Origin of the sequence: Polyangium fumosum (genome assembly GCF_005144585.1) — a bacterium.
Taxonomy (GTDB): Bacteria; Myxococcota_A; Polyangia; order Polyangiales; family Polyangiaceae; genus Polyangium; species Polyangium fumosum.
The window spans coordinates 378,540-392,720 of sequence record NZ_SSMQ01000002.1 but is presented as its reverse complement, the minus strand read 5'-3'; the positions used below and the strand labels follow the sequence as shown (position 1 = coordinate 392,720).

The window sequence follows — 14,181 nt, the reverse complement described above, 5'->3', positions numbered from 1 at the left end:
CGTTCATCGATTTCGCGTATCCTCTCCTCGCCCATGACCTCGCTCGCCCTCGGCAGCCACATCCGCCGCGTCGTGGTCCACGCGCGCGGCGCCCTCGTCACCCGGGTCGTCACGCTCCCGACCGCGCTCCCGAGCGAGCCGTGCGAGCTCGTCGTCCCCGGCGTGACGCCGCTCTCCGAGCCGTCGAGCTTCCGCGCGCTCGCCAAGGGCGCACGCGAGGTCGTCTCCGTCGGCGCGCGCTTCGTCGTCCCCGAAGGGCCCGCCAAGACGGGCTCGGCGCGTGAACGCCTGCGTGTCCTCGAAGCCGAGCGCGACGCGCTGAACGACACGCGCACGCACGTCACGGGCCGCCGCAACTTGCTTGCCGGGTTGTCCTTCGACCTCGGCATGGATCGACGCCTCCGGCAGGCGAATCCCCGCGTGCGGATCGAGGATGCCCTCGCGACCTCGCGCCTTGCCCAGGAGGAGCTCGCCGTGCTCGACGCGCGCCTCGCGGAGACCGAGGCCTCGCTCGAACGCGTCCAGCGCGCAATCGACGCCGCGCGCCTCGCCGAATCGCAGGCGAGCGTCGAGGAGCGCGCGGGGTCGTCCCGACCGACCCTCGCTTGCCACGTGCGCCTCGGCGCGGGGCAAGGCGCGATCGAGGCGCTCGAAATCGAGTATGTCGTGCTCGCCGCGCGCTGGTGGCCGACGTACAAGGCGTGGCTCACGAAGAATGCGACGCGCGTGCGGCTCGAGCTCGACGCGCTCGTCGTGCAGGACTCGGGCGAGGACTGGAAGGACGTCGAGCTCTCCCTCTCGACGGCCGACCTCGTGCACGACGCGCGTTTGCCCGAGCTTCAATCGCTCCGGTTTGGCCGGGCGCAGCCCCCGGCGAAGCGTGGGTATCGCCCGCCGCCGCCGGGGCTCGACGCGATGTTCGAATCGTACGATGCGGCCATGGCGAAGCTGCCGCGCGCCGTGGAGAACATCCCTGCACCGCCTCCTCCGCCGCGTCCTCTGCGGCCCGGTGTGGCGGCGCCTCCCCGGGCCGGCGTGGTGCCGCAGCCGCAATCCGCCGCCGCGCCGTCTCCGCCGCCGGGGTTTGGCCCGCCGATGGATATGCCTGCGCCCGCGGCGGCCATGCCAAGGGCCGCCATGCCCATGCCCGCGCGGTCGGCGCCTGCGCCGGCCAAAAAGGCGGCGGCGGCGAGGGAGGAGGGAGAGGTCTTGTATTCTCTCGCGGCGACGCTCGGCGGGTATGGCGGCTCCGGGGATTCCCTCGAAGAAACGAGGGGCGGCGCCTACGACGAAAGCGCGCCGCTGCCGCCCTCCGAGCCCGACGATAGCTGGCTCGAATTCGACGCCCTCGTGCTCGCCCCCGTCGACGACAAACCGCGCCGCGGCCGCCTCGGCCGCGTCCCCGACGACGCCTCCCGCCGCGAGGCGAGCGCCGCGCGCGAGCGCATCGAGCACCTGCCGAGCCCTGCGCGCACGCAGGATCCCCTCGTCTCCCGCGGCCGCTTCGATCACCGCTACGACGCCGAAGGCCGCGGCGACGTCCCCTCGAACGGCCGCCCGCACCGCGTACACGTCAAGGTCGGCGAGGGCCCTGCGAGCCCGCGCTTCCGCGCCGTCCCGCGCGAATCGACCGAGGTCTACCGCGAGGCCCGCATCGAAAATCCCCTCGGCGCGCCGCTCTGCGCCGGCCCCGTCGATGTCTTCCTCGAAGGCGCGCTCGTCACGACCGCGGAGATCGCGGCCGTCGATCGCGGCGGCTACGTGCAGGTCGGCCTCGGCGTCGAGGAGCGCGTGCGCATCGCGCGAAACGCCCGCATCGACGAGAGCTCGGCCGGCTTGCTCGGCGGATCCACCGTCGTTGATCACCACGTCACGGTGGACCTCACCTCGTCGCTCGGCGTGCCCATTCACGTCGAGGTCCTCGAGCGGATCCCCGTCACCGACGACAAGGACGTCACCGTGAAGCTCACCTCCGCCGAGCCCGAGCCCGAGGTCTACGAGCAAGCGGACATCGGCGCGCCCGTGCGCGGCGGCCGTCGCTTCCGGGTCGAGGTGCCCGCGGGCGGCAAGTCGAAGATCACCTACGCCTATCGCATCAAGTTGCCTGCCAAGAGCGAGATCGTCGGAGGAAACCGCCGTGAGTGAGCCCGTGGTGGAGCAGGTTCGTTCGGACGAGCCTTCGCAGGATCGCGCTCATCCGAGCCGTCCTGCGCGCGTCACGCTCTTCGAGGACCGCGCCGAGGTCGTGCGCCGCGCCTCCTTCCACGCCTCGAAAGGCGCGCGCTGGGAGGCCCTCGCCGGCGTCTCGCTCCTCGTCGACGACGGCACGGTGCAAGCGAAGGTCACGAAAGGCGAGGCGCGTGTGCTCTCGGCCCGCGTGCTCCGGCGCGCGCACGAGGAGCGGGCGCTCGGGCGTGAGGAGATCGAGGCGCTCGAACGCGAGGCGCGCGCGGCGCGGGATCGCGTGGCCGCGGCCGACCGCGCGATCGAGCGCTCGCAGCGCGGTTTGCAGCACCATTACGAGCTCGCCACGCAATGGGTGAAGAGCGCCTCGCTCGGCCCGCGCAAGGCGTCGGATCCGGACGTCGCGGGCGCGTACCGCGACGGATGGCGCGCGATCGACGGCGCGGCGAAGGCCTCCCTCGACGAGGTCGCCCGCCTCCGCGAAGAGCGCGCCCAGGCCGAGCTCGATCGTCGGCGCGCCGAGACGCGCCTCGCCGAAGGACGCGCGGAAAAACCCCGGTACGACGCGGTGATCGAGGTCGAGATCGACGCGGCCGAGGCGGGCGAGGTCGAGGTCGAGATCACCTACCGCCTGCCCTGCGCGCTCTGGCGCCCCGAGCACCTCGCGCGCCTCGTCTCGGACGGGCCCGAGGCGACCGCGGGGTCGGTCGAGATCGTCACGTACGCGACCGCGTGGCAACGCACGGGCGAGCAATGGGACGACGTCGATCTGCGCTTCTCCACGGCCCGGCCCACGCGCGCGGCCTCGCCGCCTCTGCTCGCCGACGACGTGCTCGCGAGCCGCAAGAAGACCGACGAAGAGCGCCGCAACATCGTCGTCGCCGCGCGCGAGCAATCGATCCAGCTCGCGGGCCTCGATCGCGGCGATCGCGCCGCCGCCGAGATGCCCGGCGTCGACGACGGCGGCGAGCCGATCACCTACGCCGGCAAGGAGCGCGCCTCGCTCCCCTCGAATGGACGCCCGTGCCGCGTGGAGATCGGCCGCGTGACCGTGAAGGCCGAGCTTGCCCGTGTGGTCATCGCCGTTCGTTCGCCTGCCGCGCACCTTCGCGCCACGGCCACGCTCGAAGGTGCGGGGCCGCTGCTCGCGGGCCCGGTGCGCCTCGCGCGCGGGGCGAGCCTCGTCGGCCGCGCGCGCCTCGATTTCGTGGGCAAGGGCGAGCCTTTTGAGCTCGGCTTTGGCCCGGACGACGCGATCCGCGTGCGCCGCAGCGAGGACGAGAAGCGCGACACGCAAGCGATCACCGGCGCGCAACGCATCGAACGCAAGGTCACGTTGTACCTCTCGAACCTGTCGAACAAGGCGCGGAAGGTCGTCGTCACCGAGCGGATCCCGGTCAGCGAGATCGAGGACGTCGAGATCCACCTCGCCGAGGCGGGCGGCTTCTCCCTGGACAAGGACGGCTTCTTGCGCGCGACGATTGACGTCGGCGCGCACGCGACGCGCACGCTCGTGTACACGTTCGAGCTGCGCGCCGGCGCGCGCGTCATGTTGCCCGCGTTCTGACGTCGCGCTCAGCCGAGCACGAAATCGATCTCGAAAACGTCGTAATGCGCGGCGTGCATCCCCATCGCCGCGTACGTCGCTTGCGCGTGGTGGTTTTCCTTGTCCACGTAGAGCCGCACGCCACAGACGCCTTTGTCAGTCCGCGCCTTGCCGAGCACGTGATCGTGCAGCGCCCGGTAGACCCCCGTGCGCCGCGCGCCCTCGGCGACGTAGACCGACTGGATCCACCAGAACATCCCGTCTCGCCAGTCGCTCCACTCGAACGTCACGAGGAGCTGCCCGACCGTCACGCCCTCGCGCTCGGCCACGAGGTAAAATCCCTTCGCCGCATCCTCGATCACCGCCCGCGTGCCCCGGATCGTCGTCTCCGGATCGAGGGTCTTTCCTTCGGTCTCGAGCGCCATTGCGCGGTGGTTTTGCGCGAGCGCCTCCACGTCCCCCGCGTGCGCGAGGCGAATCGACACAGGCTCCATCGGCGCTTGCCTCACTTCCCCGGCGGCGCGATCGAAGGCTTTTGCCGTTCGTCGGGGTAAAACGTGCGGGGGATCGGCTCGTGCTCCACGAGGTAGCCGAACTCCTTCTGAAAATCCTCGATCGAGATATCGAGCACGTTCGCGAACCGGGCGAGCTGGCTCGAATCGTCGAAGTCGTCCTTGCGCAGCCGCAGCATGTATCTCCGCGCGATCATGTACCGGTCGCTCGCGATGTCCACCATCCGCACGCGCATGCGGCCCGTCCTCGGGTCCATGATCGTATCGAACGGCACGGCCTGGAACGAGCCCTGCACCATCGCCACGAGCGCGCCCGTGCCGCCCTCCGCGAGATACTTCGCCGCGCAATACCCGAGGTCCCGCGCATACTCCATGTCGTACGGGATCGGGTCGGCGCAGCGAAGCTCGTAGCCGATGTTCTTCGGGATGATCGTCGCTTTGACCCCGAACTGACGCAGCCGCTTCTGCACCTCGGCCTTCAGGATGTCGGCGAACGCGATCTCCGCGATCCGTACGTGCCCGTGCGCGTCGCGCTCCACGCCCGCGAGCCCTTCGAGGTCGTGCTCCTCCATGCGCTCGACGAGCCCCTCGGCGATCATGGCCACGCCGTCCGCGCGCCCTGTCGCGAGGCGCTTCACGATCGCGGCCGCGAGCAGGTCCACCACGGTCTTCAGCCGGACGTGCCCCTCTTGCGGGAACTCCTCGGGGATCAGCGTGAGCGTCGCGCCCGCGGCCTTGCCGATGCCGAGCGCGAGGTGCCCGGCCTTGCGGCCCATCGCGACCACGAAGTACCAGCGGTGCGTGGTCTTCGCGTCGACCATCAGGTTTTCGACGAGCTCGACGCCGATGTGGCGCGCCGTCTGGAAGCCGAACGTGTCGGCTTGCCCCGGCAGATCGAGGTCGTTGTCGATCGTCTTCGGCACGTGCACCACGCGCAGCCGCCCCTTCGACTGGAGCGCGATCTGCGACGCCGAGAACGCCGTGTCGTCGCCGCCGATCGTGATGAGCTTGTCCACTTCGAGCCGCAACAAGGACAGGACCGTCTCTTCGAGCAGCTCCTTCGACTTCGTGGGGTTCGCGCGCGCGATCCCGAGGTACGAGCCGCCGCGGAAATGGATGCGGCTCACGTCGTCGATGGACAGCGGGCGGGCGTGCTCCAGGTCGCCCTTCATGATCCACTGGAACCCGTCCTGGATCCCGATCACGTCGTAGCCGGAGAGGACCGCGCGGATCGTGGCCGCGCCGATGACTGCGTTGATGCCCGGCGCGGGCCCGCCGCCGACGAGGATACCGACCTTCTTCGGACCGAGGCTCATGACTTCGGCCCCTAGCATCCCTGGAGGGCTTTCGCTAATCTGGACGGGTGACGAGGCGCTTTGGTTCGGTCGTCCTCTTGTTCGCGCTCGTCGCGTCGCCGCTCGCGACAGCCGGCTGCGCGTCGCAAGATCAGACGCCCGAGGCGGCCACGCCGCCCGCGCCCAGGCCGAAAAACGCCGCGGAGATCGCGCGCGTGATCGTGGGCGCCCGCGTCGGCGTGATGGTCTGGCCCGAGCGGCTGAAAGGCCACCCGCTCGAGCTGCGCTTGCGCGTGATGAACCCGCTCCGGAGCATGCTCGAAGGCACGGGCATCGACGCGATCAACGACGTCGCCGCGGCCTACGTCGCCTCCACCGGCGTCACGCAGAGTGATCTCGTGGTGGCCATCGTGCAGCACAAGCTCGACGAGCAGCGCGCGCGCCAGGGCCTCAACATGATGATCGCTCGCAGCCAGCCGCGCGGCGAGTGGCTCACGACCACGAGCGTACCCACGGCGCGCGTCACGGTGCGCGGCCAAACGCGCGTCGTCGCCCTCGTCGAAGAGGGCTTCCTCGCGGTCTTGCCGGAGTCGCTCGCCCTGCAGGCGGCGCGCTTCGAGGGCACGGGTGGGTTTCCGGATCCCCTCGGGCCCGAGGCCGTCGTCGCCACCGCCACGGACCCTTCGCGGAGCCTCGCGGGTTCGCACGCGCCGCCCGTGCCGTCGACGATCCGTTCGGCCGAAGCGCGCTTGCGCCTCGCCGCGGACGGCGGCGTCGACGTATCGAGCACGGGCGAGAGCACGGACCCGGTGCAGGCGGGCGCGGACGCGGCGGCGCTCACGGCCTCGGTGGATCGGGCGACCTCGCTGAACCTCGGGATCGTAAAAGTTCGTCTCTTCGCGCCCGTCGTGTTCCGCGCCGAGGGGGCGCAGGTGAAGAGCGACCTGCACCTCACGCAGGCCGAGATCGATCGGCTCCTCACGCTCGCCGATACGTTGATGCCGCGGTGAGGCCAGGACGCGGCGCGGGGGCCGCGTCCCGCGGGGTCACGGCGCGCCGGGAGGGGGCGCCTCGATGCGCCGCTCCGGCGTGCAGGGCCGCCGGTAGAACGCGTCGATGGCGTCGCGCAGGACGGTGCCGTCGATCGTGCTCGTGCCCGCCGCGGGGCCGTGCGAGGTGACGTGCTGCGAGTCGTAGTCGGCGAAGCACGAATGAAGGGAGTCCGTGCTCGCGAGCAGCTCGCGCGTCCGCGCCGCGTAGCGCTCGGTGTAGCCGGTCTCGCCCGCATCCATGTTGCTGTCGACATCGACGCCGAGGTGCCCGAGGGGGTTGTGATCGTACTGGTTCTGGATGATGAGCAGCGGCGTGCGGATATGGCCGTGGGTCGTGAGCCAGCCGGGCTCGCGGCAGGACGTGTGCTCGTCCGAGGTCGTGGCCGCGGCATGGCAGCTCGCGTCGCCGCGGCCTCCCCAGTTGCCCGCGGCGACCTCGATGAAGATCCGTTGATCCGTGGGAACGGCGGTGCTCTCCAGGCCCGTGTTCGGATCGTAGGACGGGTGATCGAAGCGGAAGCCGGCGTCCGGCATACCCATGAAGCGCGCGCCGGCGGGCATCTGCGCTTGCACGTCGTCGACCGTGAAATGAACGCCTCCGGCGCCCGCCGAGCCGCCCGCGTAGACGATGTCCGTCGCGGCGGGGAGGTTCTCGTGCAGCATCAATTCGCGGAACACGGCCTGGATGATCGCGCGGCCGCGGAAGTGCCAGTGCTTCACGTCCGTCACGTCGGCCGCGGCCGGGTCTGCGGCGCGATCCCCCGACCAGACGTCGCTCGAACAGTAATTGAGACGAACGACGTTGGCGTCGTGGAACGTCGGGTTCTCGTTCGGATCGACGGAGAAGACGCCCCGCGAGGGGAATTCGAGCGTGCCCTGCGCGAATCGGGTGGTGAGCTGCTTGGAGCTCATCAACTTGTTCCCGCTGCTGTTCCAGCGCTGGGCGCAGGTCGCCGAATCGTAGCAATTGCCTCCGCCCTCGAGCCAGATGAGCCACTTCGTGGACGTGGTGTTTCGGTGGATCATGTACGTGCCCGGGGTGCCGTCATTGCAGAGCGCCTTGGGATAGGTCGCGGTCGAGAGCTCGACGAGCTCCCACGCCTCGCTCGTGCTGGGACCGTGCGTGACGGGCCGATCGGGCAGGGTGCAGCTCAGGGTCGCTTCCGCGCCTTGTGGCTCGGCCTCCAGCGCTTCGGAAGATGGTCCGGAGGAAAGGAGGTTGTCCGGAGGAACATCTCCGCAGCCGACGAGGAGGAAGGCGAAGGCAAGGAGGGGCTGTCTCATGCTTGTGTGCTCCACGTGGAAAGGTTCCGCGCAGAGACACGCGAGCGCAGGGGATGGGAAAAAGGAAAGTGCGCGTGGCGCTCGCCTCGTGTGCCGTGGTTCTTTGGTTATGGGCGTGGCTCCCCATTGCCTCCGGAGAGTTCGGCGAGGAGCGCTGATCCGGGGGAGGATCCCTTCGCGCCCGTCGTGTTCCGCGCCGAGGGCGCGCAGGGGAAGAGCGACCTTCACCTCACGCAGGCCGAGATCGATCGGCTGCTGACGCTCGCGGATACGTTGATGCCGCGCTCGGCGGATGACGGCATGCGCTCGGCGGATGACGGCATGCGCTCGGCGGATGTTGGCATGCGCTCGGCGGATGTTGGCATGCGCTCGGCGGATGTTGGCATGCTCCCCGGCGGATGACGGCATGCTCCCCGGCGGATGACGGCATGCGCTCGGCGGATGTCGGCATGCGCTCGGCGGATGTCGGCATGCTCCCAGGCGGATGACGGCATGCTCCCAGGCGGATGACGGCATGCGCTCGGCGGATGTTGGCATGCTCCCCGGCGGATGTCGGCATGCTCCCCGGCGGATGTCGGCATGCGCTCGGCGGACGACGGCATGCTCCCAGGCGGATGTCGGCATGCGCTCGGCGGATGTCGGCATGCGCTCGGCGGATGTCGGCATGCTCCCAGGCGGATGTCGGCATGCGCTCGGCGGATGTCGGCATGCTCCCAGGCGGATGTCGGCATGCTCTCAGGCGGATGTCGGCATGCGCTCGGCGGATGTCGGCATGCTCCCAGGCGGATGCCGGCATGGTTCTCGTCGTGGTCGCGGCCGTGTCGTTGAAGGATAAAACCGACGAGGAAGCTGAGAGGGAACGGTGCAAGAATGCGGCCTATACCCCACTTGAGGCATGTTACAATGCGTGCGAAGCAATTTGGAATATGGACAATGCGCGCTGCCGCAAGTTGCCAAGTGCGAGGGACAGGGCCATTTGCTGGGCGCAATCGAATGAGGACCGGGCGAACTGTCGGCGCGCCTGCGAACGAGAGGCAATGAAGGACAAATGCCCACGATGAAAAGGGTCGTCGCCGAAAGGATACTCGAATTCCGTCAGTCCCAGGAGTCAAAGCCTAAAAATGTCAGGGTGCGAATCGGCGCGCCTCAAAAAGAAGGAAACGATTGGTCCGTCGAGTACGAGATACGCGGGCCCGGTAGGCGGCGAGAAAAGCGGAAAGTTTGGGGGATCGATTCCGTGCAAGCGCTTCATATGGCAATGGGAAGCGTGCCCGTCGACGTGCGAGGAATTGAAATGTTGACGGGCGGCAAGGTGACATTCCTCGGAGGGGAGGATCTCATGTTTCCAAGCTTCAAATGACACTGCCCACGCACCGACCCGTCGTGCAGGGCCTCCAGAGCGCGTTCGTCCCGGAACCGAAAGGTTGTCCCCGTACGAGACACCCCGTTGCGGGACGACTTGCGGCGTGTGGACGCGGGAAATGCCATGAGAACGGTTGACGGAGGCGTTTCGGCACTCGTAGCCTTCCCCACCTGCGTCGAGGCCGAGGAGGCGGGGTCATGAGGGGGCAGCGGCTCGCAGGGGCGACCTTGGTCGCGACGTGCATGGCGGTGTGCATGGTGCCGATCGGATGCGGGGCGCGCGACGAGCACGACCGCCGCGCCCAGGCAGGGCAGCGGGCTCGCGCTTCCTCCGAGGACGGTCCGGGCGCTTCAAGCGTGCGTCGAAGAGGGGGGCCAGCGGCTTCGGCACAACGCGTACGAGATCGAGTTCGCGGTCGAGATGACGGGCGACCACGTCACGGAGGTGAGGCCCAAGGGACCGCGGCTCGACGATACCGGTGTCCAGCAGTGCATGAGGGAAGCGCTGCGGAGGATGGTGGACGCGGGGTTCTCGCCGGACCCTGACGAGCTGGTCTCGCGCGGCGGCCTCTTGCCGACGCGAGGCATGCTGGCGAACACGTGGGCGCCGCCCGATGCATGCGAGAGTGCATGGAGGCAGAAGGGTGTTCATTTTAGGAGTAAGGCTATGAAATTAGACACGGTGGAAGCTGCACGAGTCGTACGCGATGCCAGCATCGAGGCAATGGATGCTCTAAATTCGGTCGTGGTCGAGGTCGCCCCCCTATTGTCGGAGGCCAGCAGCAAGGCCCTACGATTGGCAGTCGCAAGGAGCATGACGGCGATACTCGACAATCTCGTGAACCCTGTGCTGGAAGAATATCCAGGACTCGAAGTAGATGAGGATACCTGGGGGGATATTGCAGCCAATAGGGCCAGAGCGCGGCTGGCCGCTGCCACCAATTCGTCGAACGAATGATCTGTCCAAACATCACGAACAAGACCAATGGCGACGAAGACGAACGACAAGTCGTTCGGCGCGCTGCCGGCTATGCCGTTGAAGGGTCCGACGTTCACGGAGCGAGCCGCAGAGCTGAAGCCGGCGTCTCCTCCGAGCGAAACCGGGAACCCCCCATGACGTTTCCCATGGGCGGGCCCGGGCCACGGGTGGACCACCCCCCGCGACGCTCGCCTGGCTCTTCCGCTTCGCCGGCAAGTGATCCCTCACCACCCGTTCGTCCCGGAACCGTCCGAAAAGTTTGTCGCGGCGCTTGACAACTCGGTTTGTCACGGGTAGGGTTGTCCGCGGAGGCTGACGCTGGGCGTGCGCTCCTGACCCGAGTAGCACCAAGACGCTCGCGTCAGCCTCGTCTTTTCCGGCGCAGGTTGCAGTATGCTATCCCCATCATGCCGCGCGCCGCAGCCCTCGTCCCGCTCCTTTGCCTTTCCCTCCTCCTCATCCTCGCGCCTGCGAGCGCGCGCGCAGGCGATGAGCCGAACCGCGTGGCGTTCCGGTTCGACTATACCCCGCCCCGCACGATCCGCGGCTGCATGGGCCGCGACGACTTCATCATGTGGCTCGCGTCGGGGTTCGGTTATCCGGTTGTCCGGGACGACGCGCGCGCCCTCGTGCGCGTCGAGCTGAAGCGCAGAGGCCGCGAGATCGAGGCGCACGTCTCTGCTTTGGACGAGCACGGCGCCGAGCGTTGGAACGCCGTCATCCCGACGCCGCTCGATTGCCGCGAGCTCGTGCAGGACGCGGCCTACGCGATCGCGCTGAACCTCGGGCGGTGGGAGCTGCAGAAGCAGCCGGCGCCGGAGTGGCTGCTTTTGCGCCCGCAGATCGAGGTCGGGCTCTCGGCCCCGTCCCCCTCGCTGCGACCCTTCGTCGCCTACGACGATGACGGCCCGCTTCGTCGACGCACGCCGGATCCGTTCTATGAGGTGACGACGGTCCCCGCCCCTCCGACAAACCTGACGGAGAGTCAAGGGCCAAAGTGGGAACTTGGCGCGGCGGGACTGTTCGCGCCGTACGGTTTGCCCAGGATCGGGTTTGGCGGGTCCGCCGCGGTGTCGGTGACCTGGTCCCGCTTCTCCCTTGGCGGTGAGGTTCGCGTCCTTGCGTCCCTCGTGCAGGAGAACATCGACCCCGAGCAAACCCTTCTGCTCTCCGGGTTGGTCGTTCCGTGCCTGGAGACGTCCTGGAGCTTCGCGGCATGCGCGCCCATCAGCGTCGGCCGCGCTCTCTATCTCATGGAAGGCGCGACATTCCTGGAGGGCGACGCCTTGACGGTCGCGCTCGGGCCACGGCTCGCATACAACTTCAAGGTCACCGAGCGGCTCCGGCTCCGGCCCTTTGTGGAGGCCCTGTTCGCCGTGGGCGGCAATCCGCTCACGGTGAAGCTGCAGAACGGCGATACGCGCGTACACCAGCCGCTCGCTCCGGTCTTCGTTCATGCAGGAATTGTTGTTCTCATTGATGTGCAATAGGAGAGTCGAACATGCGCGTGACCAACGTCGCGTATTTCATCACGCTCGCTGCCGCCGCCCTGCTTGGCGCGTGTTACACGGACGGCATCACGGTGGAGGTTCCCTGGTGTACCGATAACGAAGGTCGGCACATTCCTTGTGCCGACGCGGACGCCGGCCCAGGCGATGCGGGGACCTCCCAGGAAGGAGACGGCGCCACGCAGCCCGACGACGGAGAAGAAGAGGAGGCCGGCGCGGACGATGCAGGTCCACCATGCGAGGGCGAATGCGTCCCGCTCCGCCCGACGGATTACTCATTCACCGATCCGCACCATGTGTGGTTTGGCCCCGCGCAAAACCCTGCTGCTTGCCCGAGCGGCATGTTGCCGCAGTTCGTCCGATATGCGGGCCTCGTCGTTCCACCGCTCGCGTGCCCCGACTGCACGTGCGGCGCATCGACGGGCGCCTGCGCGCCACCAAGCACGTTCGTCGCGCAGGCGGCGATCTGCGATCTCGCGTCGGGTTCCGTCGAGACCTCCTTCGCCCCACCCGACGCGTGGGACGGCGCCTGCACGGCGGAGAACGCCGTCCCGGCGGACCTCGACTGCGAGGGCGTGTCGTGTATCCAGTCCATTGCGATCGGACCCGTCCAGAAGCTCGGCGAGAGCTGCGCACCGACGCCCCCGTCGACCTTGCCGATCCCCGCCACCTCTTGGGAGGAGATCGCCATCGCATGCGAAGGGCTCACCGCCATGGCCTGGGCCGGGTGCGAGACGGACGAGATGTGCGTCCCGAAGGCCGCGCCCGGCTTCCATTATTGCGTCGCCGCCGAGGGCGACGTCGTCTGCCCGACCACGGGTTATTCGGAGCGCCACCTCTTCTACCGAAACAAGGTGGACACGAGGACGTGCGCAGCTTGCTCCTGCGGGCCCGTCGAGGGCAGCTCGTGCACGGCAACGGCGACCGTATTCAAGGACGACGCGTGCGGCGTGTTCCTCCTCGGCACGTCGATCTCCTCGGAAGAAGGGGCATGTGTCGACATGAGCCGCGAGGACCGAGCCCTCGGGAGCAAGCGCGTGACCGACTTCATGTACGACCCTGGCGCGTGTGCTGCGAGCGGGGGCGGTCCGGAGGGGACGGCCACGCCGACGGGTCCCGTCACTTTTTGTTGCGAGCCCTGACGATTCTCGGGAGGGATCTGCTCGACGCGGATCCTACCAGTGGCATGAGCCACCCGAATGACGTGCGCGTCGCCATTCTCGCGCTCCGTCCTCGCCTGGTCCGCTGGTTTCTCCACTGGGAACATCAACCGGCCGACGCCGATGATCTTGCGCAGAGGGTGCTCGACATCGGCGTCGCACACGCCGACCGCTACGACCCCGAGCGGGGGAAGCTCTCGACGTGGCTCTATCGAATCGCGAAAAACGAGTCCTTTCGACACAAGAAAGGCGTCGCCGAGGAGGGCAACACCTCCTGGGGCGACCCCGACGACGCGCTGCGGGTGGCGTCGGCCGCGCCCTCGCCCGCAGCGCTCCTCGCCCGAAAGGAGATGGTTCAGCTCATCGACCGGCGCCTGCGCAGCATGGACCCGCGTTTGCGCGATGTGCTGTACGCGCATGTCTTCGACGAGCTCTCCGAAGGGGAGATCGCCGAAGCTCTCGGCATTCCCGAAGGCACCGCGCGCTCACGCCTCTCGCGGGCCTGTGCCCAGGCGCGCGAGCTTCTTCGTGGGTACGAGAGCGAGCTGCGCCCGTTCATGGCGGCGATCCTGGCGGGCTCCGCAGCGCGTCCCGCGGAATGGGGACGCCGCACAGCGGAGGTGCTCGTCTGCACCGCCGGCCTTGCCGGCGTCGCCTACGGCCTCATGAAGCCGCCCCAAGTCCTGGAGACCGCCCGGTCTTCCTCGCCCGCCGTGCAGGTGAACGTGAACGCCGGAGCCGTCGCAGAAGACCCGCCACCCGCGCCCGCGCCCGCGCCCGCGCCGCTCTGCTCGTGCGTGGATGCCTTGAACACGAGCCGGCCACGCGCGCTGGTTGCAGAGGTCGAGCACGCCGCTGCGCACGGAGACCAAGAGGCCGCTCGCGCCGCCCTCGTGCGTTACTTCCGGATGTACCCGCGCGACCCCCTGCATGCGCGCGCGCTTTTTGGGCACCTGCTCCAGCCTTAGAACACCCTCGCAGAAAAGCGATCGAACGCGGGAGGGTTCGTGGCCCGGCAGGAACTATCAGGGATGAGGCGGCGATGCGCGTCGCCCTCCCGCCCGAGCCGAACGCTCTGCTCCCGGCCTCATGAAACGAATGGGGCGCCATACGCGGGCTCGGGCGGGACTTTTTTCGATGAACGACCGGCAGAAGTGGGCGATGGAGGCGGCGCATGTCTGGGCAAGCACCTCGCGCCTCCATCGTCCTCTTCTGCCGGCCGATCCTCGCCGTCGTGGCAGCCACGAACGCCCCGCGCGCCGGGCTGACGCTCGCGCCATCCCACTGCTACGCTCGGCC

General features: G+C 68.7%; 12 protein-coding genes. 9 read left to right on the top strand and 3 right to left on the bottom strand.

All coding sequences use genetic code 11. From position 1 onward, the window contains the following. The first annotated feature begins 33 nt into the window (after positions 1-33). On the top strand, positions 34-2,145 hold the full coding sequence (locus E8A74_RS03595; RefSeq protein WP_136927479.1) for a DUF4139 domain-containing protein: 2,112 nt from the start codon (positions 34-36) through the stop codon (positions 2,143-2,145). Beyond that, positions 2,138-3,751 carry a DUF4139 domain-containing protein gene (locus tag E8A74_RS03590; RefSeq protein WP_170228832.1) on the top strand — a complete coding sequence of 538 codons (1,614 nt, stop codon included), beginning with the start codon at positions 2,138-2,140 and terminating at the stop codon, positions 3,749-3,751. The genes E8A74_RS03595 and E8A74_RS03590 overlap by 8 nt, the downstream gene beginning before the upstream one ends. Positions 3,752-3,759: 8 nt before the next feature. Here E8A74_RS03590 and E8A74_RS03585 read toward each other — a convergent pair whose 3' ends face one another. After that, positions 3,760-4,224, bottom strand: a complete 465-nt coding sequence (locus E8A74_RS03585) for a GNAT family N-acetyltransferase (RefSeq protein WP_136927477.1) — start codon at positions 4,222-4,224, stop codon at positions 3,760-3,762. A gap of 11 nt (positions 4,225-4,235) precedes the next feature. Continuing rightward, positions 4,236-5,558, bottom strand: coding sequence for a diphosphate--fructose-6-phosphate 1-phosphotransferase (gene pfp, locus E8A74_RS03580; RefSeq protein ID WP_136927476.1), 1,323 nt, complete (start codon positions 5,556-5,558; stop codon positions 4,236-4,238). Positions 5,559-5,605: 47 nt separating this feature from the next. Here pfp and E8A74_RS03575 point away from each other — a divergent pair, with 47 nt between their 5' ends. Further along, entirely contained in the window at positions 5,606-6,547 is a 942-nt protein-coding gene (locus E8A74_RS03575; protein ID WP_136927475.1) for a hypothetical protein, read from the top strand. Between the two features lie 36 nt (positions 6,548-6,583). Here E8A74_RS03575 and E8A74_RS03570 read toward each other — a convergent pair whose 3' ends face one another. Continuing rightward, complete coding sequence (locus E8A74_RS03570) at positions 6,584-7,873, bottom strand: pectin acetylesterase-family hydrolase (RefSeq protein WP_170228831.1); 1,290 nt, start codon at positions 7,871-7,873, stop codon at positions 6,584-6,586. Between the two features lie 186 nt (positions 7,874-8,059). Between E8A74_RS03570 and E8A74_RS51835 the strand changes: the two genes are divergently transcribed. The 6 genes from E8A74_RS51835 to E8A74_RS51825 all read left to right on the top strand — a co-directional run bounded on the left by E8A74_RS51835 (position 8,060) and on the right by E8A74_RS51825 (position 13,850). Then, on the top strand, positions 8,060-8,275 hold the full coding sequence (locus tag E8A74_RS51835) for a hypothetical protein (protein WP_170228830.1): 216 nt from the start codon (positions 8,060-8,062) through the stop codon (positions 8,273-8,275). A 655-nt stretch (positions 8,276-8,930) separates the two neighbouring features. Then, complete coding sequence (locus tag E8A74_RS03565) at positions 8,931-9,233, top strand: DUF6968 family protein (protein WP_136927473.1); 303 nt, start codon at positions 8,931-8,933, stop codon at positions 9,231-9,233. A gap of 669 nt (positions 9,234-9,902) precedes the next feature. Next, positions 9,903-10,193: a hypothetical protein gene (locus E8A74_RS03560; RefSeq protein WP_136927472.1), complete on the top strand. Its 291-nt coding sequence runs from the start codon at positions 9,903-9,905 to the stop codon at positions 10,191-10,193. A 428-nt stretch (positions 10,194-10,621) separates the two neighbouring features. Continuing rightward, complete coding sequence (locus tag E8A74_RS03555; RefSeq protein WP_136927471.1) at positions 10,622-11,704, top strand: hypothetical protein; 1,083 nt, start codon at positions 10,622-10,624, stop codon at positions 11,702-11,704. Positions 11,705-11,715: 11 nt separating this feature from the next. Further along, positions 11,716-12,864, top strand: coding sequence for a hypothetical protein (locus E8A74_RS51830; RefSeq protein ID WP_170228829.1), 1,149 nt, complete (start codon positions 11,716-11,718; stop codon positions 12,862-12,864). A gap of 44 nt (positions 12,865-12,908) precedes the next feature. Further along, entirely contained in the window at positions 12,909-13,850 is a 942-nt protein-coding gene (locus E8A74_RS51825; protein ID WP_170228828.1) for an RNA polymerase sigma factor, read from the top strand. Positions 13,851-14,181 lie beyond the last annotated feature (331 nt).

Excerpts from the sequence above, each read along its gene's own strand:
- E8A74_RS03595 (WP_136927479.1), top strand. The coding sequence starts at position 34 with ATGACCTCGCTCGCCCTCGGCAGCCACATCCGCCGCGTCGTGGTCCAC.
- E8A74_RS03585 (WP_136927477.1), bottom strand. The coding sequence starts at position 4,224 with ATGGAGCCTGTGTCGATTCGCCTCGCGCACGCGGGGGACGTGGAGGCG.
- pfp (WP_136927476.1), bottom strand. The coding sequence starts at position 5,558 with ATGAGCCTCGGTCCGAAGAAGGTCGGTATCCTCGTCGGCGGCGGGCCC.
- E8A74_RS03570 (WP_170228831.1), bottom strand. The coding sequence starts at position 7,873 with ATGAGACAGCCCCTCCTTGCCTTCGCCTTCCTCCTCGTCGGCTGCGGA.
- E8A74_RS03565 (WP_136927473.1), top strand. The coding sequence starts at position 8,931 with ATGAAAAGGGTCGTCGCCGAAAGGATACTCGAATTCCGTCAGTCCCAG.
- E8A74_RS03560 (WP_136927472.1), top strand. The coding sequence starts at position 9,903 with ATGAAATTAGACACGGTGGAAGCTGCACGAGTCGTACGCGATGCCAGC.
- E8A74_RS03555 (WP_136927471.1), top strand. The coding sequence starts at position 10,622 with ATGCCGCGCGCCGCAGCCCTCGTCCCGCTCCTTTGCCTTTCCCTCCTC.
- E8A74_RS51830 (WP_170228829.1), top strand. The coding sequence starts at position 11,716 with ATGCGCGTGACCAACGTCGCGTATTTCATCACGCTCGCTGCCGCCGCC.
- E8A74_RS51825 (WP_170228828.1), top strand. The coding sequence starts at position 12,909 with ATGAGCCACCCGAATGACGTGCGCGTCGCCATTCTCGCGCTCCGTCCT.